This is a genomic window from Pseudoalteromonas sp. DY56-GL79 (genome assembly GCF_041414765.1).
Lineage (GTDB): Bacteria > Pseudomonadota > Gammaproteobacteria > Enterobacterales > Alteromonadaceae > Pseudoalteromonas > Pseudoalteromonas piscicida.
Window position 1 is genome coordinate 152,752 of the sequence record NZ_JANHZS010000010.1, and the last position, 18,649, is coordinate 171,400.

Annotated in this window: 14 protein-coding genes; 3 read left to right on the forward strand and 11 right to left on the reverse strand. The window is 43.4% G+C overall.

Annotated features, from left to right (window positions below; translation table 11 throughout):
- Nucleotides 1-157: 157 nt before the first annotated feature.
- Complete coding sequence (gene panP / locus NO992_RS09335; RefSeq protein WP_371376366.1) at nucleotides 158-1,786, reverse strand: pyridoxal-dependent aspartate 1-decarboxylase PanP; 1,629 nt, start codon at nucleotides 1,784-1,786, stop codon at nucleotides 158-160.
- Between the two features lie 468 nt (nucleotides 1,787-2,254).
- Between panP and NO992_RS09340 the strand changes: the two genes are divergently transcribed.
- Complete coding sequence (locus tag NO992_RS09340; protein ID WP_371376369.1) at nucleotides 2,255-4,177, forward strand: EAL domain-containing protein; 1,923 nt, start codon at nucleotides 2,255-2,257, stop codon at nucleotides 4,175-4,177.
- A 43-nt stretch (nucleotides 4,178-4,220) separates the two neighbouring features.
- Here NO992_RS09340 and NO992_RS09345 read toward each other — a convergent pair whose 3' ends face one another.
- From NO992_RS09345 to NO992_RS09385, 9 genes are all read right to left on the reverse strand, one after another.
- The gene (locus tag NO992_RS09345) at nucleotides 4,221-4,886 is read right to left on the reverse strand and encodes a tRNA (guanosine(46)-N(7))-methyltransferase TrmB (RefSeq protein ID WP_069020868.1); all 666 of its coding nucleotides are present in this window, start codon (nucleotides 4,884-4,886) and stop codon (nucleotides 4,221-4,223) included.
- Nucleotides 4,887-4,990: 104 nt separating this feature from the next.
- On the reverse strand, nucleotides 4,991-5,758 hold the full coding sequence (locus NO992_RS09350; RefSeq protein WP_039494290.1) for an ABC transporter permease: 768 nt from the start codon (nucleotides 5,756-5,758) through the stop codon (nucleotides 4,991-4,993).
- Between the two features lie 2 nt (nucleotides 5,759-5,760).
- Nucleotides 5,761-6,681: an ABC transporter ATP-binding protein gene (locus tag NO992_RS09355; RefSeq protein ID WP_371376372.1), complete on the reverse strand. Its 921-nt coding sequence runs from the start codon at nucleotides 6,679-6,681 to the stop codon at nucleotides 5,761-5,763.
- A 6-nt stretch (nucleotides 6,682-6,687) separates the two neighbouring features.
- A complete protein-coding gene (locus NO992_RS09360; protein WP_371376375.1) occupies nucleotides 6,688-7,311 on the reverse strand; it encodes a flavin prenyltransferase UbiX in 624 nt (207 codons plus the stop codon).
- Between the two features lie 5 nt (nucleotides 7,312-7,316).
- Nucleotides 7,317-8,660: a UDP-N-acetylmuramate:L-alanyl-gamma-D-glutamyl-meso-diaminopimelate ligase gene (mpl, locus tag NO992_RS09365; protein WP_371376378.1), complete on the reverse strand. Its 1,344-nt coding sequence runs from the start codon at nucleotides 8,658-8,660 to the stop codon at nucleotides 7,317-7,319.
- A gap of 176 nt (nucleotides 8,661-8,836) precedes the next feature.
- A complete protein-coding gene (locus tag NO992_RS09370; RefSeq protein WP_253104320.1) occupies nucleotides 8,837-9,610 on the reverse strand; it encodes a CsgG/HfaB family protein in 774 nt (257 codons plus the stop codon).
- The gene (locus tag NO992_RS09375; RefSeq protein WP_253104319.1) at nucleotides 9,611-10,060 is read right to left on the reverse strand and encodes a curli assembly protein CsgF; all 450 of its coding nucleotides are present in this window, start codon (nucleotides 10,058-10,060) and stop codon (nucleotides 9,611-9,613) included. It lies immediately after the preceding gene.
- Between the two features lies 1 nt (nucleotide 10,061).
- On the reverse strand, nucleotides 10,062-10,454 hold the full coding sequence (locus NO992_RS09380; RefSeq protein WP_371376381.1) for a CsgE family curli-type amyloid fiber assembly protein: 393 nt from the start codon (nucleotides 10,452-10,454) through the stop codon (nucleotides 10,062-10,064).
- Nucleotides 10,455-10,571: 117 nt separating this feature from the next.
- On the reverse strand, nucleotides 10,572-12,095 hold the full coding sequence (locus NO992_RS09385) for a curlin (RefSeq protein WP_010368513.1): 1,524 nt from the start codon (nucleotides 12,093-12,095) through the stop codon (nucleotides 10,572-10,574).
- 627 nt (nucleotides 12,096-12,722) lie between these two features.
- On the opposite strand from NO992_RS09385, the gene NO992_RS09390 reads away from it, so the two are divergent.
- Together NO992_RS09390 and galU are read left to right on the forward strand one after the other, a co-directional pair.
- A complete protein-coding gene (locus NO992_RS09390; RefSeq protein ID WP_371376384.1) occupies nucleotides 12,723-15,221 on the forward strand; it encodes a S8 family serine peptidase in 2,499 nt (832 codons plus the stop codon).
- Between the two features lie 300 nt (nucleotides 15,222-15,521).
- Complete coding sequence (galU, locus tag NO992_RS09395; protein ID WP_371376387.1) at nucleotides 15,522-16,418, forward strand: UTP--glucose-1-phosphate uridylyltransferase GalU; 897 nt, start codon at nucleotides 15,522-15,524, stop codon at nucleotides 16,416-16,418.
- 612 nt (nucleotides 16,419-17,030) lie between these two features.
- Here galU and NO992_RS09400 read toward each other — a convergent pair.
- Nucleotides 17,031-17,477, reverse strand: coding sequence for a transposase (locus tag NO992_RS09400; RefSeq protein WP_371376390.1), 447 nt, complete (start codon nucleotides 17,475-17,477; stop codon nucleotides 17,031-17,033).
- Between the last annotated feature and the right edge of the window lie 1,172 nt (nucleotides 17,478-18,649).

An 18,649-nucleotide genomic window follows, 5' to 3' on the forward strand; every position in this document is an offset into this window, starting at 1 on the left:
TAGTCTTAAATACTAGAATTAACCTATGTTTTGGAATATTTTCACACGATTATGTAAGAAATAAGAATATAAGTAGAGCAATCCGTAAAGGAGGTAATGCTAAAAGGTAATAAGCCTGAGTTTATTAAAGTGGCACGAGGCCACTTTATTCGTTGGATTATTTAATATATTTTGCGAGGTATTTTTTAAATACCGGATCTGACATTGCCAATTGTCGTTGCTCATCCATGATTTCTTTAAGCAAAGACTCCGATGTCAGAGGATTGGCTAAAACTACTCGGAATACCACCGTAGGTTGGCGGTCATATTGCTCTGGTGTTAAGCGTGTTCGAGAAACAAAAGAGCGGCCCGCTTCACGCTGACGCTTTTGCATGCTTGCAGTAAAACGGTTAAGTGCGGCATAAATCTCTATCTTTTCTTGTTCATCCGCTTGTGCGATTGCCGCTTTTATTTGCTCAGGCACATAGCGGTAAGTCAGCAGACATAGCTCAGGTTCAGAGATCAGCTCAAAATCAGGGGTTTGTTTAATTAGTTCAGCAAAATACCGTGCCTTTTCAATCCCTTTATCAATGAGCATCTCATAGCCTTGACGACCAATGACACGCAGACATGCGTGCACTAACATCGCCATACCAGGACGACTCCCCTCTAAAGTATGACTACCCAGATCTTTAGAGCCCTTCCGTAAAATGTATTCGGCATGATGTTCGATTGCATCAGATGCTGCAGGGTCTTTAAATAGCACCATACCCGCCCCCATAGGCACATACATTTGCTTGTGCGCATCTATGGTTATTGAATCTGCTCGCTCCACCCCTTTAAGAAGGTGGCGATTGTTATTCGATAGTAGTGTTGCTCCACCCCAAGCGGCGTCAACATGAAAGTGACAATGGAGCTCTTCGGCTAAATCAGCCATCTCTTCTAACGGGTCAATATTACCCGTTTCGGTCGTCCCAGCAACACCAACTAAAGCCAGTACTTTAATCCCTTGTGCTTCAAGCTCATGAGCTTTAGCTCGCATGGCACCAACATCAACCTTATTGTTGCCAGCTGTTTTGATTGAAATGAAGTTATCGCGGCCAATACCTAGCACATCTGCGGCCTTACCTAGTGAATAATGGCCTCTTTCAGAAACTAATACCGCTAAGCCTCGGTAACCATAATGAAGCATCGCGGCCACAATACCCGATGCACCAATACCCTTAAATTCACCATCCGCTTTTAATAAGCGGTTTCTTGCTATCCAAAGTGCGGTTATATTGGCGATTGTGCCACCAGAACAAAAAGCACCAAGTGACGTTTTTGCGCTATGCATCCACTTATCGTAGAAAGCATCATCGCTGCCGTAAACCAAGTGATGCATCATTCCCAACACTTGACGTTCAAGTGGAGTAAAGGCTTTTGACGTTTCAATTTTGACTAGGTTCTGATTGAGTCCCACCATCAACTTCGACAGAGGCAACACAAAATGCGGTAAAGCTGATGTCATATGCCCAATAAAACTTGGGGCTGCGGTATGCACTGAGTGGGCAACTAATTGCTCCATGATATCTTGCGCATAGTCTGAGACAAACATTGGCACTTCGGGGATCACCGCCGACTGAAAGTCTTTTTCAACTTCGTGCAGTGGCTTTTCGATTGCCGCAATATTCTCATTTAAAAAGCCAGCCAAATTGCTCGAGATTTCTTGCTCGATTCTGCTTAAAGTTGAATCAGGCGCCTCAGGCACGGTAAATATACGCATTAAGCTTTCTTCAGACGCAACGGCGCAACGCTTTGGACCCATCAATACTACCTAAACATCAAACGGTGCAGTAGCCTATCTACCCATTGTAGAAATTGAGTAGATACAAATTGCACAAGAGATTGTGATACATGAAATGGCTAACTTTACTGTAAAGAAAGGGAATTGTCTTCTATTGTCTAGTTAAAATTCATGAAACATTGACAATTTTATGAAAACCCAACGAAAGTTCAGTGAAAAATCCCTCAGTATTCTGGCGTTTCTATTTTACATTCTCGTCAAAAATAAGGTATAAAATGGGGACATAAACCCAGCAAAACGGTATATTGCCGACTTGCCCGCAACAATGCATTTTATTGATCATTGGAGAAAAAGTTTTTTGCTTTATTTCTTCTCAAGACGTCAATTTATGTTGTATTGTTTATATTATGTAACAAAGCAGCCACCACGCTTACGCCAGTTAGGCATTTTATCGTTGTTAGATAACGATATTGTGGATAAAGGATTATCATGAATACTCGGAGTATCGCTCAACCACTCAAAGCTAAATCTAGGCAGCCTACAGCAAAAGCAACTCCGCTTTTAGGGCTCACAGGTTACACTTCACGACTCCCAGTTGCTTGGCTCGTTTTAGCCTCTTTTATCTTTTTAGCTGCCCTATCGATTTATGTTATCGCCAACTATTACGATACGCGCCGCGATATCATGGCGAGGATCGACGCCCAGTTAATCAATGCAGCCACCAGCGCCAACGTCATTGTAGGTAAAAAATATCACGAGTCACCAGAACACATAACCCCTGCCGAATTTAAGCAAAAAAGTCATGCCCTCACAGAGCTTGCCCGTGCTCTAAATGTTGAATACGTCTATACTATGGTGCTTAAGCCACCTTATGTGCACTTTACCGCGTCCAGTTACACCCGAGAAGATCTTAAACTCAACAGACTTACACGTTATCAAGATGTTTATTCCGAGGCTTCGATTACCCTAAAAAGCGCCTTTCACTCTACCGAACCTGTGTTTGAAATCGCCAAAGACAAATGGGGCCACTTTAAAAGTGTGTTTATTCCCTTTGTGCTACCAGATGGCACTACTTATATAGCAGGTGCTGACTTAACCATTCATGATTTAGAGAGTCGGTTACAAGAAAGTGTGATGGATGCCGCCATTGACGCTAGCTTCTTCTTTGTGATGTTTTTGGTTGTCGTGAGCTTGTACTTTATGTACTACAAGAAGACTCTAACAACGGATAGTCGCACCGGATTTGGCAACCGAATCGCCCTTGAGCAAGCACTTAAATATTCTAAATCGCAACACCTATGCTTAAGCGTGGTGTGGGTGAAAGAGCTTGAGGATATCATTAGCTTCTATGGCACGGAAGTCGGCGATAACGTTATGGCAAAAGTCATGAGCTACTTTAGCGAGTTTACCCATCCGTTTGAAGTTTATCGCCTTACTACCTCTAAAATTGCGCTAGTTACCAGCATCGAAAATGGTGAGCATTATTTGGCGAACTTAACCGAGTCATTCCCTTGTGCAAAACCCATATACGACGCGCCGCATTTATACGTTAATTTGTGTGCGGGTGTTGCTAAAGGCAATTGCTCGCTGTTACTTGAAAATGCCTTTCTCGCGCTACGTCAGGCTCAACAGCAAAATACCCAAGTGTGTTATTTTGATTCTCAGCTACAAATAAATCCTCAGCAACAATCAAAAAATCTCCATCTCACCCGGTTACTGCAAAGCGCGTGTGAATCAGACCGCATCATTCCTTTCTTTACGCCGCGTAAAGCTTGTCATGATCATGCTGACATTCAGTACCATTGCACGGCACGCGTCCTTAACGAGCGTGGCGCTATCATCGACGCCGAACATTTTTACCCAGTGATGAAGCAACCAAAACTCCGCGCCCAAATTAGCATGAAGCTACTTGAGTTATGCGTCACCCGTTTTCGTAAATCAAACCATGCTTGGAGCATGCAATTAAGCCACAGTGAAATCTCGGATGCGGAATATTTTGAATATATCAGCCAGATCCTACGCCGTTACCCGCAGCCGCAGCTCATCACATTTGAGTTTAATGAAACAGATGTGCTCAAAAACTTTAGCGATATGAGCTTAATGATGCAGTCGTTAAAAGCAAAAGGTGCAAATGTTGCGGTAACGGGTGTGAATAGCGGTTTTCTTACCATCAACCGGATCTTAAAACTCCCACTAGATGCCATTTGTTTAGAAGCCAGTATTTGTGAAAACTTGGATGAAGATGAGATGCTGCTGAGCTCTATTGAATATCTTGCAAGTCATTGTAATGCCAAGCGGATCGACTTGATTGTACCCTGTGTTGCCACCAGCAAACAGGCAAAACAATTGGAAGCAGCAGGCGTTGCAAGATTAGAAGGTAGCTGGATAGGAAAAGCAAGCGGCCATCTTTAAGCCGCTTTTATCAATTTGAAGTGCAAGTCTACAATGGGTTAAATTAAAGCGTTACGACTAACCGGGTACTTGATTGACCACTTGCCCAATACTTACGCTCAAAGGGTGTAATAGCCTCATCACTTTCGTAGGCTTCCACTTCAACATCAACACCGCTAAGCGCCAAAGCTCTGGCAAACTCTTTTACATAAATATCCCAATTACTGCGCAGCTCCAACTTACCGCCTAGCTTGACGATAAAAGGGAACACCGCGCTACCATGCCAGCGTCTTTGAATATGTTTAGCTTTCGGCCACGGATTAGGATACAGCAAATAATGGTGAGTTGGCTGCCAATCGGCTTCCAACGCTAATCGCCAAAAGTCATTGAGATCGGCTTGCACCAAAATATATTGGCCTTGTTCCGTTTGTTTATATTCAACATCGTGTTTATCTAGTCGATGCGCAGACTTGTCGATGCCAATTACCAAGGCATCAGGATGTCGCTTCGCCAAATTTGCAGTACTTTCACCAACACCACAACATGAGTCCAAAATAATCGGTCCATTAAAGGCCTGCACTCGTGCGTTAACCTCATCGAAAGCACTTTGTGTATGTGCCGCAATGGGTTTTTTAAACTCAGCGGTTAGATGCTTGGTAACGATTTCATCGAGCTTTTCGTGTAGCCCTTGTTGATTAGTGGTGATACTACGAGAGTTTGCTTCTGTCATAACCAGTCATTATTAAGGGGGAATGGTAAGGATTTTACCTGAAATAACGCAAGAGCGCCGCAATTGATGACAGCGCCCATGTTTCCAAATTAATGCTATTTACGTTAGTGTCTTAGTCCAACACCGCGTTTAATTAAGTACAGTGACAACCAAAATAGACCACATATAAATACACCTAATACCGTAAAGGCGACGCCAATATCAACGTCCGAAACACCTAAAAAGCCAAAACGGAAGGCATTTACCATATAAATGATTGGATTTACCTGCGACACACCTTGCCAAAACTCCGGTAGTAATGTGATTGAGTAAAATACACCACCTAGATAAGTCAGAGGTGTCAGCACAAAGGTCGGAATTATACTAATATCGTCGAAACTGTTGGCAAACACCGCATTGATCAAACCGCCTAATGCAAACACGGCTGACGTTAAAATAACCGTAATAACGATAACTGCAAGATTGTGAATTTGAATATCCACAAAAAACAGACTGACGATAGTAACAATAAGCCCGACCAGCATGCCTCGCGCCATACCACCGCCCATATAGCCAAGTACAATAATATAGTTAGGCACAGGTGCAACGAGTAGTTCTTCAATGCTCTTTTGAAACTTGGTGGAATAAAAACTCGAGGCAACATTAGAATAGGAGTTGGTGATCACCGACATCATGATTAAGCCAGGTACAATAAACTCCATGTAGCTAAAGCCACCCATATCACCAATGCGCGAGCCGATTAAACTGCCAAATATCACAAAATAAAGTGTCATGGTGATCGCTGGTGGTACTAAGGTTTGCACCCAAATACGTAAAAACCGAATACACTCTTTTATCCAAATACTTTTTAACGCGACGCCATATTTCAACACGATTATGCCCCTCTCCCCTGCTCTAGTAAGCCAACAAACAACTCTTCCAAACGGTTAGCTTTGTTACGCATACTTAATACCTGATTACCTTGCTCTGTGAGTTGTGTGAATACCCCATTGAGCCCTTGCGACTTAGCCACTTCTACCTCAATAGTATGATCATCGACGGTGGTAAATTGGTAACCATCGAGTGCCACAGGCTGCATGGGCGGCTTAAGATCAAGTACAAACGTTTCTTTGTCTAACTTTGCGAGTAATGCCTTGATGGTAGTATGCTCAACAATCGTGCCTTTATCGATAATCGCAATATTACGGCACAACAGCTCTGCCTCTTCTAAGTAATGCGTTGTGAGTATAATCGTTACGCCTTGCTTATTAATTTCACGCAAAAAGTCCCACATAGAACGGCGTAGTTCTATGTCCACACCAGCCGTAGGTTCATCCAAAATAAGAAGCTTAGGCTCATGCATCAATGCTCTTGCAATCATCAAGCGCCGTTTCATACCACCGGATAACGTGCGAGCTTGCTTGTCTTTTTTATCAAATAGTCCTAGTTGTTTGAGATACTTCTCGGCTCGCTGATGGGCAACGTCTCTTGGCACACCATAATAGCCCGCCTGAGTCACTAGAATTTGGTTAAGCGTCTCGAATTGGCTAAAGTTGAACTCCTGTGGTACTAAACCTAAGTTCGATTTAGCGTCTTCCAGATGAGTATCAATACTATGACCAAAAACCTCTACACGGCCTTGGGTCTTGTTCACCAGTGAGGCAATAACCCCTATTGTGGTAGATTTACCAGCCCCGTTTGGACCAAGTAGCGCAAAGAAGTCCCCTTCTTGAACTTCGAGATCAATGCCTTTAACGGCTTCGACGCCGTTACTATAAACTTTTTTTAACCCTTTGATGTTCAGTGCTATTGTCATATTTTATTATTCTCCATAACCCCAGCGCTTCGCTAAGGTATGCTCGATGTGTAGATGATCTAAAATACGGGCCACCACAAAGTCGACCAAATCGTCGATACTTTGTGGCTGATGATAAAAACCGGGCGCTGCAGGCATGATAGTCACCCCCAAGCGGCTAAGCTTGAGCATGTTTTCAAGATGAATCGGACTAAAGGGCGTCTCGCGCGGCACTAATATTAATTGGCCACGTTCTTTGATCACCACATCTGCTGCACGCTCAAGCAAATTATCAGATGCCCCAAGCGCAATGGCTGACACGCTTCCTGCGCTACACGGACACACCACCATCTGCTTGGGTGCGGCCGAGCCAGATGCCACAGGGCTAAACCAGTTATCTTTACCAAATACCTGAATTTGCTTTTCTTTAGCACAGAAAAGCGCCTGTAGTTGCTCCGTTGCTTTTTGTTCATTACCAGAGAGTTTTAGATTGGACTCAGTATCCAGCACCACTCTGGCTGCGCTCGAGATTAGCACGTAAACTTGATAGTTTAACGACACCAATACCTCGAGTAATCTCAGTCCGTATGGGGCGCCCGACGCACCACTAAAGGCCAGCGTAATTGGCCCATTAAATGTTTGTTCTGACATAATGATTACTTTTTCAATGCAGTTAAAAGTTTGTCGTGGATGCCACCAAAACCACCATTACTCATGATCAGCACATGTTGGTTTGGTGCTTGATTTGTCACAACCTGTGCGACAATCTCATCTACGCTTGCAAAACACTGACGACCCGCGGCTTCGGCTTGTGCTTTAAGAGACCAAGATAAGCCATCTGGTTCGAATAGATACACTTCATCTGCAACATCAAGTGATTGCAATAAGGTTTCTTGATGAATGCCCAGCTTCATCGTATTTGAGCGCGGCTCTAAAATAGCAATGATAGGTGCATCTCCAACTTTGGCTCTAAGCCCTGCTAGGGTCGTTGCTATTGCCGTGGGGTGATGCGCAAAGTCATCATAGACAGTAACGCCATTGACCTCCCCTTTGACTTCCATACGGCGTTTGGGAGAAATAAATTGCCCCAGCGCTTCGATACTTACCTCGATTGGAATGCCCACATGTCTTGCCGCCGCAATCGCCATCATGGCGTTTTTGACATTATGCACACCAATCGCTTGCCAATTTACTTCGCCTTTTTCTTCGCCTTCAAATAACACTGTAAAGCGAGAGCCGTCAGCCTTGAGCAAGTTATACGACCATTCTTTACCAAGCGATTCCTGCTCGCTCCAAAAACCGCGTTCAATAACGTTTTGTAGCGCAGTATCATCCGCTGGATATACGGCTTTACCTTGGCTGGGTAGCGTGCGAATTAAATGATGAAACTGGGTTTGAATGGCATTTAAATCTGGAAAAATATCAGCATGATCATATTCAAGATTATTAAGTATTAACGTGCGAGGTAAGTAATGGACAAACTTGCTGCGCTTATCGAAAAACGCCGTATCGTATTCGTCGGCTTCGATAACAAAGAATGGCGTATCTGAGGTGCGCGCCGACACACCAAAGTTTTGCACTATGCCACCAATCAAAAAGCCCGGACGCAATCCTGCGTATTCGAGTAACCACGCTAACATGCTTGCAGTGGTTGTTTTGCCATGCGTACCGGCCACAGCCAACACCCATGACTGGCGTAAAACATGGTCTTTTAACCATTCAGGGCCTGAGGTATAACGCATACCTTTTTCTAAAACATATTCAACGCACGGATTACCACGGCTCATGGCATTGCCGATGATCACCACATCAGGCTCAACATCGATGAGCTGCTTAGGGTCGTACCCTTGAGTTAGTTCAATACCGAGTGATTCAAGTTGTGTACTCATCGGCGGGTAAACATTGAGATCTGAACCTGTGACTTTGTGCCCCAATGATTGAGCGATGGCTGCGATCCCGCCCATAAAGGTACCGCAAATCCCTAAAATATGTACGTGCATGATGTTAGCGTTCTTTATTATTTCATTGCTGTTTAGATTAACATACTCAGCTTATTGGTGGCTGACTTTATTGTTGAATCTCATGCACCAGTATTATTCTTTATTTTAAAGTGGGTAGTATGAGCACGTGCTCAAGGTTGTATCGTGCTTAAAGGTTTGTCGCGCTAAAGCACGACCTACGATGCGGTAGCGGCCGACCACACGCCTTTTTCAATGCCTTGTTGTACCATCAAAGTCAGCGCTTTTTCTATCGCTTGGGTAACACAAATGTGCATCGGTTCGTTATCGCTAAACCCCGCTTCGGCTTCAGCCAACCGTTTATAACTCACATAGCGGAAAAACCCTGCCCGAACCTCCATGGATAGCACCTTTTTGCTACTCGCGACGGAAAGCAATACTTGCCCGGTACGAACATCAACTGCGCGCATATAAATAGAGATAACATCCTCACGATAAAGCTCAGATGCACCTATGCCAAAATATTCCATACCCAAACCGCCTGTGCGGATATTAGAGTCATAGCTGATGATCCCACCTTCTAAAATGATCTTTGCAGTCATTAAAGGTGGCAAAGCGTTTGTGTCATTATCATCACTTGCTGCACGAATAATCTTGCGCTCAGTCAGCAAGTTTTGCAGTCCTTCACGTTCTACCGGAATAAACCAATCCGTTTCGTGTAGTGCCTGCATTAAAATAGAGTTAGCGCCTTGAGTCACCGCTGTTGAAAATGAACTTACATTATCTTGTGGTTTGTATTGCCCTGTTTGATCCCGAAATGAATAAACAGAGACAGGAATTCGCCCTTTCGGTGTAGGTAAGCTTTTTAGTTCTGCAAAGGTTTCTGTGTCAGTCAGCTCAATTGCTACACTTTGCGAAGGTGGCAAAACGCGAGACATGCTAGAACAACCGCCTAGCAGTAATAAAAATACCAATAACGTTACGCGGAGCATTTAATATCCTCCACCAGCTGATGAGGCAAATCTGGGTACCTCTAGAATGGTTTCTTCACCCGATGCTGTATTCGTGATCCTAACCGTGATGGTGTCGGGTGTACTGGTGATCACTTGAATTTGATAGTCACCACTCATAAAGGTCGCGTCTTGGTTAAAGATACTGTCTTGAATATCTTCACCAAACGCAACATCCGTGATTTCTCTTACCAAACGGTTGAGATACGTACGCTCGAGTGATTCTTGAAACTTTTCGTCATAGGTTTTTTCTATGATTGGTGCTCTGTGCTTATTTTGAGATTGTGCTTTACTCAGTAACATATTGGCATTTAACGGATTACCGCCAAATGCAGGGTTAATTGGTTTATATACAAGCTCAGTCGCTGTCACATGAGCACTACCAAGTAGTATTAAACCAGCGCACACGATTGTTGTTTTTATTGTTGTCATTTTACCACCCGCTCGCAGCTAGATCTTCAGAGCCATGCTGTTGATATTGTTCTCTCGCCATCGCATCCATAATGGTGAAAATGGCAGTTTCAACTCGTTCATCAACGGAGCCGCCCCTTCTTCCCATTGCTGTTGCGTACACTGCGCGACTGTTCATTAAAACCTCTAACCGAGTGCCAGCTCTTGGCAAAACCGTTTCTTTAACCGTGATATTAATTCCCGAGGTGTTAGGAACATCTCTCCACAACTGCGAAAATTGAAAGTAAAACTGGTGACCAAACCGGCTAATACTCTGATCAATCACTAAACCATCAATTTCTACATCTTCTTGTGCACTCAGTGAAAATGTAGAAACGAGCATAGCGCTCAAGAAGAGTGTTATTATTCTTATCATTATTTGTTTACTCACGGCGTAGAATGTCTTTGCTGACGAGATTCACATTGATGTTTTGGTTAGCTGAATAGTACAAAATATGGGGGCCGGTTTTGCCCCCCTATCTAAATTACTTAGTTATTGCTGAGTGATAGTCGCAACGTTGTTGTCTCCAACCTGAGTTACGGTAATGTTTTGACCACTACCTGTAATTCCACCTTGGACTAAGTTGCCATCACCAATTTGGCTTACTGTAAATGCATTATCATCACCGTTGATAATGAATGCTTCTGAGCCCATACCCATCACAAAGTTATTACTACCATTTTGTGTGATGTCTAGCATATTGCGACTACCTTCAAGCATCAGATCAATCGCGTTGAACTCGCCAGACTGCGCAATATCTACTTGGTTTGAGCTACTATCAAATACGCTGCTCATTGTCACAACAACACCATTGCCTGTGCCACTTTGTGAAATATCAACTGCGTTATCATTACTTGCAAGGCTCACGTCTGGATAAGATGACTGCACCACAGCCTCGTTTTCATCACCCGTTTGGGTAACATCAACATCATTATCACTACCGTTGAAGTTCGCAATGTGTGCGATGTTCGCATCACCTACTTGAGTTGCTGAAAATTCATTGTTCTCGCCAGCAACCCCAAGATACATCTCGTTACCATTACCGATTTGCATCGCAGTAAATTCGTTATTATCACCGATCACGTCTGCTTGGGCTTTGTTCTCGTCGCCACGTTGTTCAGTCATCACTTCGTTGTCGTTACCAACTAATAAATCTGACGCGAAGGTGTTAGTTGAACCTTCCTGATCGATACTAAGCTCGTTATTGTCTCCAGTAATTTCAAATACGTTAACCGTATTGCTATCACCTTCCGATTGCTCGATCTCAACTTGGTTGTCATCACCAATCACAGTCTCTACAGAGATAACATTGAAGTTGCCGCTTTGGCTCGATTCAATTTCGTTTTCATTACCTTGTAGACTAACTACTTTATATTGGTTGTATACACCATCTTGATCTAAGGTGATTTGGTTCATGTCACCTTGTACCGACTCAAGTGTCGCTTCGTTCCACGTACCTGTTTGTGTCGCTGTTACTTCGTTTTGGCTACCTTGCATATTTAGGTTGTAGAACCATTGGCCGCCTGAACCTTGAGATACTGTAATAGTATTTTGATCGCCATTAATCACATTGATGGCTTCGTTGTTAATCCCAAGGATCCCGCTACCTGATTGCTGAATGTCAATCGCGTTATCATCACCAGTAACCTCAGTTAATGCGCCGTTAGATTCACCATCTTGGCTATATACTTGGTTATTGTTATTTCCGGTGGTCGTAATAATAGCGACGTTACCAGTACCATTCTGATCGGCCTCAGTAATATTGTTGTCGCCAATCGTAGTCACATCTGTCAGGTTAGAAGTACCCAGTTGCACCGAAGCTAACTCGTTACCACCTTGGCTACCTGACGTTTGTGAAAGTTTGAGTTCGTTACTTGTTCCACTTGCACGCTCCACTTGTGAAAGTGCAGAAGTTGAAAGTGGTTTATTATCTGATTTTGCCTCAGCATGTGCTGTAACTGAATGTGTTAGTGCAAGCGCGATAGCGCAACTTACGATTGATTTTGAAAACTTCACACTGTTCTCCTTAGAGATTTATTATATTATTTTTCAATTAAGTGATCGGTGCAGGCATTGAGTTGTTGCCGAACTCAGCCAACTGCAACTTTTCACTTAACTAACGTCCTGTTATGACTCATTACTCCTGAGTCGCTCCCACCTGTGCCAGTTACCAGAGTGTTACATTTTTAGTGAAAAACATAATCTATATCAAAGTCAGCAAATTCATATGTTGAAATAATATATTTTATTACGTCTTGTCACCTTTAACTCTAAGATGGGAACAACTGAAGATAAATAAGAAGATTTTATGAAAAAAATACTTCATTATTTTCAATAAAGTACAAGTATAAACTCACACAAAATTACGAATAAAATATGGAGGTACAAAAAAAGTATGACTAAAGTTCAATCGTACCCATATCCACCCACCCCATAAAAAAGAACCAAATAATCTATTCCAAAAAATAAAAATCAGTAAAAAAAACTGATTTTATTAGTTAACTCTTTTTTTACATTGCACTGCTCAATATCTGGGTCTAGGTTTTAAGACGTTGCCAAAAAGACCACAGCCACTACCAGAAAAACTACCAACTCAAAAATTGTGTATTGATGGATACGCTTGAAATTAAAAAGGTTATTAATATGAGATCTAAACTTTCTGCATTGTCTTTGGCTTTGCTTCCTGTACTTGCTTTCACTTCTCAAGCAGCTGTTCAAATCGAAACTACAACTGCAACCGCTGATGACAGCATCTTAGTTGTGTTTAAAGAAAACACTTCTGCAGCACTTCGTGCCAATGCAAGAAACCTTGTAAAAGCAAAGATGGCGGATTTGAACGCTGATGGCGTAGACGACAAATATCGCCATGTTTTAAAAGGTCGCCTAGCAAACTTTAAACTAGATAGCATCACAGCAAAGCAAGCAATTGAAAAACTAGCTAACCACCCGGCCATTGAATATGTCGAACCTGACTATCAAGTAAAAGCACTTGGAATCCCAGACGATAGTCGCTTTGATGAGCTTTGGGGCATGCATAACACAGGTCAAACTGGTGGTACGGCTGACGCCGATATTGATGCCCCTGAAGCATGGGATATCACTATTGGTTCACGTGATGTGATCGTCGGTGTGATCGATACGGGTATTGATTATACTCACCCAGATCTCGCGGCAAACGCATGGCGCAATCCAGGAGAGATCGCTGGAGATGGCATTGATAATGATGGTAACGGCTATATTGATGACGTTCACGGTATTAACGCAATCACAGGCAGTGGCGACCCGATGGACGACCAAGGTCACGGTACACACGTTTCAGGTACTATCGGTGCCTCAGGCAACGACGCTACAGGCGTTGCTGGTGTGAACCATGAAGTCTCAATCGTCGGCTGTAAATTCCTAGATGCATCAGGCTCAGGCTCAACTTCAGATGCGATTGAGTGTATTGACTATATCGTAGCGCTTAAAAATGCCGGTCACAACGTTCGCGTTACTAATAACAGCTGGGGCGGCGGCGGCTTTAGCCAAGCACTCTCTGATGCAATCACTGCAAGTGAAAACGCGGACATCTTATTTGTGGCAGCGGCCGGTAACAGTGCGGTAGATAACGATGTAAACCCTCATTATCCTTCAAGCTACGAGCACGACAGCGTATTCTCTATCGCAAGTACAACCCATACTGACGCGATGTCTTCATTTTCACAATGGGGTCTAACGTCTGTAGATATGGGTGCACCAGGTAGCGCAATTTTATCTACCGTTCCGGGTGGCGGTTACTCAAGCTACTCAGGTACTTCGATGGCGACGCCTCACGTTGCTGGTGCAGCGGCTCTAGTACTTTCTATCAACCCGACACTCACTGCAATTGAGCTTAAAAACCTACTAATGCAAAGCGGTGATGTTAATGCTGACCTTACAGATAAAACAGTATCTGGTAAGCGCTTAAATGTGAATCAAGCTGTAATTGATGCAGATCCAGAGCCAGGCTTTAGAGTATCAGCTCGTCCAGCTAATCAAGAAATCACAGCGGGCGATACTGCAACATACGAATTTACTTTTGCTTCAGTCGCTGACTGGCAGGGCACTATTGATTTGTCTGTTACTTCACCAATAGCAGGTGCAACGCTGTCTGCAACTACTGCAATGCCAGGCGATACAGTAACACTTTCTGTACCAACTACAGCTTCAACTCAGTGGGGTGAATATAGTTTCACGCTTAATGCAACATCCGGCGAACTTGCAGATCAAGAGCAAGTAGGACTGTATGTATTACCTCAAGGGTTAAGTGATTTCAGCTATGAAAATACTACCGCGGTAGACATTCCAGATAACGATGCTTCAGGTATTACTTCCGTGATCACTGTAGCTGACACTGTTACTGTATTTGATAGCAATACTATAGTGGATATTACACACACCTACATCGGCGACTTAATTGTTACGCTTACCTCTCCTGCGGGTACAGTGGCAACACTGCACAACCGTCAGGGTGGCGGTGCTGATGACATTAACCAAACCTTTAACTCTGCGGCATTTAATGGTGAGGTTGCAACGGGTGATTGGACATTGTCTGTCTCAGATAATGCAGGTATCGATACAGGTACATTAAACAGCTGGACACTAAACCTAACAGGTCTAGGCGAAGCATCACCTCAACCTCCTGTTGCGGGCTTTAGCTTTGCAGCTTCAGGCCTTACCGTGACATTCACTGATGAAAGCCGTGATCCGAATGATGATATCGTTAGCTGGGCATGGGACTTTGGTGATGGCAGCATCAGTACTGACGCAAGCCCAATTCATGAATTTGCAGCATCTGGTGAGTACAGCGTTGCTCTAACGGTGACTGATAGTGAAGGCAACAGCCACACAACCACTCAGTCTGTTGCGGTTAGCACTGATGAGGTTGAGCTATCGCTGGTTCGCGCTAATAAGTCTCGCTTAGGCTTTATCCGCGTAGAGCTTTCATGGCAAGGCAGCAGTGCTGATGAAGTAACGATTTACCGTGATGGTCAAGCACTTGAAACGGTTGCAAACACAGGTAAGTTCAGAGACTTCTCACGTGATTTAGAAGCCACCAGCTACACATATAAAGTATGTCAATCTGGTGAAATTTGCTCAAACGAAATCACAGTTAACTTTTAATTATTCCATATCTAAAGGTTAATTTAAGCCCCGAAAGGGGCTTTTTCGTGCAAAAAACCAAAATGACCTACTTTAATATCTGAAAAACAAGCAAGTAAAGTGACTCATACCTTTACAACCAAAAGGCCAATAACCATTATTTCTTTAATGGTGCAGGGACTTTCTTCGCTAAATTTAAAAATCAAACTTCAATTAACAGCCGTACATATTGCAACATAAATTCGTTTGCAACTTAGCTTGTAACGGTTAGAATTGTGGACTATTTCGAAAAAAGGCTGCAAGATTTAAATCGGAGATAATATGAAAGCAGTGATCCCAGTAGCAGGTTTAGGAACAAGGATGCTCCCTATGACCAAAGCTATTCCTAAAGAAATGTTGCCTTTGGTGGATAAGCCACTCATTCAATACATTGTCAAAGAATGTGTTGCTGCGGGTATTAAAGAAATTGTGTTAGTGACTCACTCATCAAAAAATGCAATTGAAAACCATTTTGATACTAGCTTTGAATTGGAAGCTACGCTCGAAAAGCGTGTAAAGCGTAAACTTTTAGATGAAGTGCGCTCGATTTGTCCTGAAGATGTTACGATTATGCATGTTCGTCAGGGTGAAGCCAAAGGTCTTGGCCATGCTGTTTTATGCGCACGACCTATCGTTGGGGATAATGATTTTGTTGTTGTACTGCCCGATGTCATTTTGGATGAATACACAGCCGATCAGGGAAAAGAAAATTTAGCCGCAATGCTATCTCGTTTTAACCAAACGAAAGCTAGCCAAATCATGTTGGAGCCTGTGCCACAGCAGGATGTCTGTAAGTATGGTATTGCTGATATCAACGGTGTGTCGCTACGCCCGGGTGAAAGTAGCGCCATTAAACATATGGTAGAAAAGCCAGCCATAGAAGAAGCGCCTTCTAATCTAGCAGTTGTTGGCCGCTATGTGCTTTCCAAAAATATTTGGCCACTACTAAGAAAAACGCCAGTCGGTGCTGGTGGAGAAATCCAGTTAACCGATGCTATCGATATGCTGATGGAACAGGAAACCGTTGAGGCTTTTCATATGAGCGGTCGTTCGCACGATTGTGGCGACAAGCTTGGTTACCTTAAAGCCATTGTTGAATATGCTATTCGCGATGAGCAATTAGGTGAAGAGTTTTCGCAATTTTTGAAACGCTTTCATCAATTAAGCCTAGCTTCCTAATTTGTCGCAGGGTAAGCCCGCTGCTACAGATTTGTGTACATTCGTAGCAGCGACTTCACGTCGCGACTGTTTTCATACCTTTACGTCGTGGCATCTTTAACGATTTTATGTCGCACATCAATCCTAGTCGCGGGGTAAACCCGCTGCTAAAGATTTGTGTACATTCGTAGCAGCGACTTTAGGTCGCGACTGTTTCACGCCTTGACGTCGTGACACCTTTAACGATTTTATGTCGTAACATCTATCCTAGTCGCGGGGTAAACCTGCTGCTACAGGTTTGTGTACATTCGTAGCAGCGACTTTATGTCGCGACTGTTTTCATACCTTTACGTCGTGGCACCTTTAACGATTTTATATCGCAATTGCAACCTTGGTCGCGGGATAAACCCGCTGCTACAGGTTTATCCACATTCGTAGCAGCGACTTTAGGTCGCGACTGTTTTCATACCTTTACGTCGTGGCATATTTAACGCTTTGATGTCACGATTGCCAACCTTGGTCGCGGGCTCCCCCCCAGATACAGGTTTATCCACATTCGTAGCAGCGACTTTACGTTGCGACTGTTTTCATGCCTTTACATCGCGATTGTTTAACTGCAATCACCTTAATAAATCACACCCAAATGCAAAACCAATATGGATATTCACCTACCCGCGTAACAAGCTTAGCCCTAATTGGGTTCTGAATTATATACCTTGCTTGTTCTTTTAAGTCGTCTTCACTTCGAATTAAATGTTCATAATAACCTTTTTGCCATAAGCCAAATACTCCGAAAGAACGCAGACTGGTTGCTATGCGGCCTTTTATCGCTCGAATAGAATCTGGTAACTTTAAAGAACCATTTAATTGAATGATTAAGTGAAGATGATCTGGCATTAATACGAAAGCAATGACTTTAAAAAGCTGCCCCTGCTCACAAGCCATGATCGTCTTAGCGGCCTCGGCACAAACCGAAAAGGAGTTAAAGTACGATTTTCTATCTTTGCACGTTAAAGTAATTGCATAGAAATGATTTACGAGTGAGACCCGCTTATTCCTCAAGTTTTGACTTTTGTACATGTTATATCCTTATAACCCTGCATACTTAAAGAATAGAGCAGACTTGAAAGAGAGCAAACTTCAAAAGCATATTGGAATCAACCTTGGTCGCAGGGTAAGCCCGATGCTACAGATTTGTGTACATTCGTAGCAGCGACTTTAGGTCGCGATTGTTTTCACGACTTTATGTCGCAACTGTTTCATGCCTTCACATTGCAGCATCTTTAACGATTTTATATCGAAATTACCAACTTTGGTCGCGGGATAAACCCGCTGCTACAGGTTTATCCACATTCTTAGCAGCGACTTTACGTCGCGATTGTTTTCACACCTTGACGTCGCGGCATCTTTAACGATTTTATATCGAAATTACCAACTTTGGTCGCGGGATAAACCCGCTGCTACAGGTTTATCCACATCCGTAGCAGCGACTTTATGTCGCGACTGTTTTCATACCTTTACGTCGTGGCATCTTTAACGATTTTATATCGAAATTACCAACTTTGGTCGCGGGATAAACCCGCTGCTACAGATTTGTGTACATTCGTAGCAGCGACTTTAGGTCGCGACTGTTTTTACGCCCTTGCGTCACGAATCCTTTAACGATTTTATATCGAAATTACCAACCTTGGTCGCGGGATAAACCCGCTGCTACAGGTTTATGTGCATTCGTAGCAGCGACTTTAGGTCGCGACTGTTTCACGCCTTCACATCGCGGCATTTTTAACGATTTTATGTCGCACATCAATCCTAGTCGCGGGGTAAACCCGCTGCTACAGATTTGTGTACATTCGTAGCAGCGACTTTAGGTCGCGACTGTTTCACGCCTTCACATCGCGGCATCTTTAACGATTTTATGTCGCACATCAATCCTAGTCGCGGGATAAACCCGCTGCTACAGATTTATTCACATTCGTAGCAGCGACTTTATGTCGCGACTGTTTTCATACCTTTACGTCGTGGCATCTTTAACGATTTTATATCGAAATTACCAACCTTGGTCGCGGGATAAACCCGCTGCTACAGGTTTATCCATATTCGTAGCAACGACTTTAGGTCGCGACTGTTTTCATACCTTTACGTCGTGGCATCTTTAACGATTTTATATCGAAATTACCAACTTTGGTCGCGGGATAAACCCGCTGCTACGGGTTTGCGTAAATTCGTAGCAGCGACTTCAGGTCGCGATTGCT

What these genes read in the sequence shown, in the direction of transcription:
- mpl (WP_371376378.1), bottom strand. Translation starts at nt 8,660, where the DNA reads ATGCACGTACATATTTTAGGGATTTGCGGTACCTTTATGGGCGGGATC.
- NO992_RS09380 (WP_371376381.1), bottom strand. Translation starts at nt 10,454, where the DNA reads ATGATAAGAATAATAACACTCTTCTTGAGCGCTATGCTCGTTTCTACA.
- panP (WP_371376366.1), bottom strand. Translation starts at nt 1,786, where the DNA reads ATGGGTCCAAAGCGTTGCGCCGTTGCGTCTGAAGAAAGCTTAATGCGT.
- NO992_RS09370 (WP_253104320.1), bottom strand. Translation starts at nt 9,610, where the DNA reads ATGCTCCGCGTAACGTTATTGGTATTTTTATTACTGCTAGGCGGTTGT.
- NO992_RS09360 (WP_371376375.1), bottom strand. Translation starts at nt 7,311, where the DNA reads ATGTCAGAACAAACATTTAATGGGCCAATTACGCTGGCCTTTAGTGGT.
- galU (WP_371376387.1), top strand. Translation starts at nt 15,522, where the DNA reads ATGAAAGCAGTGATCCCAGTAGCAGGTTTAGGAACAAGGATGCTCCCT.
- NO992_RS09375 (WP_253104319.1), bottom strand. Translation starts at nt 10,060, where the DNA reads ATGACAACAATAAAAACAACAATCGTGTGCGCTGGTTTAATACTACTT.
- NO992_RS09345 (WP_069020868.1), bottom strand. Translation starts at nt 4,886, where the DNA reads ATGACAGAAGCAAACTCTCGTAGTATCACCACTAATCAACAAGGGCTA.
- NO992_RS09390 (WP_371376384.1), top strand. Translation starts at nt 12,723, where the DNA reads ATGAGATCTAAACTTTCTGCATTGTCTTTGGCTTTGCTTCCTGTACTT.
- NO992_RS09340 (WP_371376369.1), top strand. Translation starts at nt 2,255, where the DNA reads ATGAATACTCGGAGTATCGCTCAACCACTCAAAGCTAAATCTAGGCAG.
- NO992_RS09355 (WP_371376372.1), bottom strand. Translation starts at nt 6,681, where the DNA reads ATGACAATAGCACTGAACATCAAAGGGTTAAAAAAAGTTTATAGTAAC.
- NO992_RS09400 (WP_371376390.1), bottom strand. Translation starts at nt 17,477, where the DNA reads ATGTACAAAAGTCAAAACTTGAGGAATAAGCGGGTCTCACTCGTAAAT.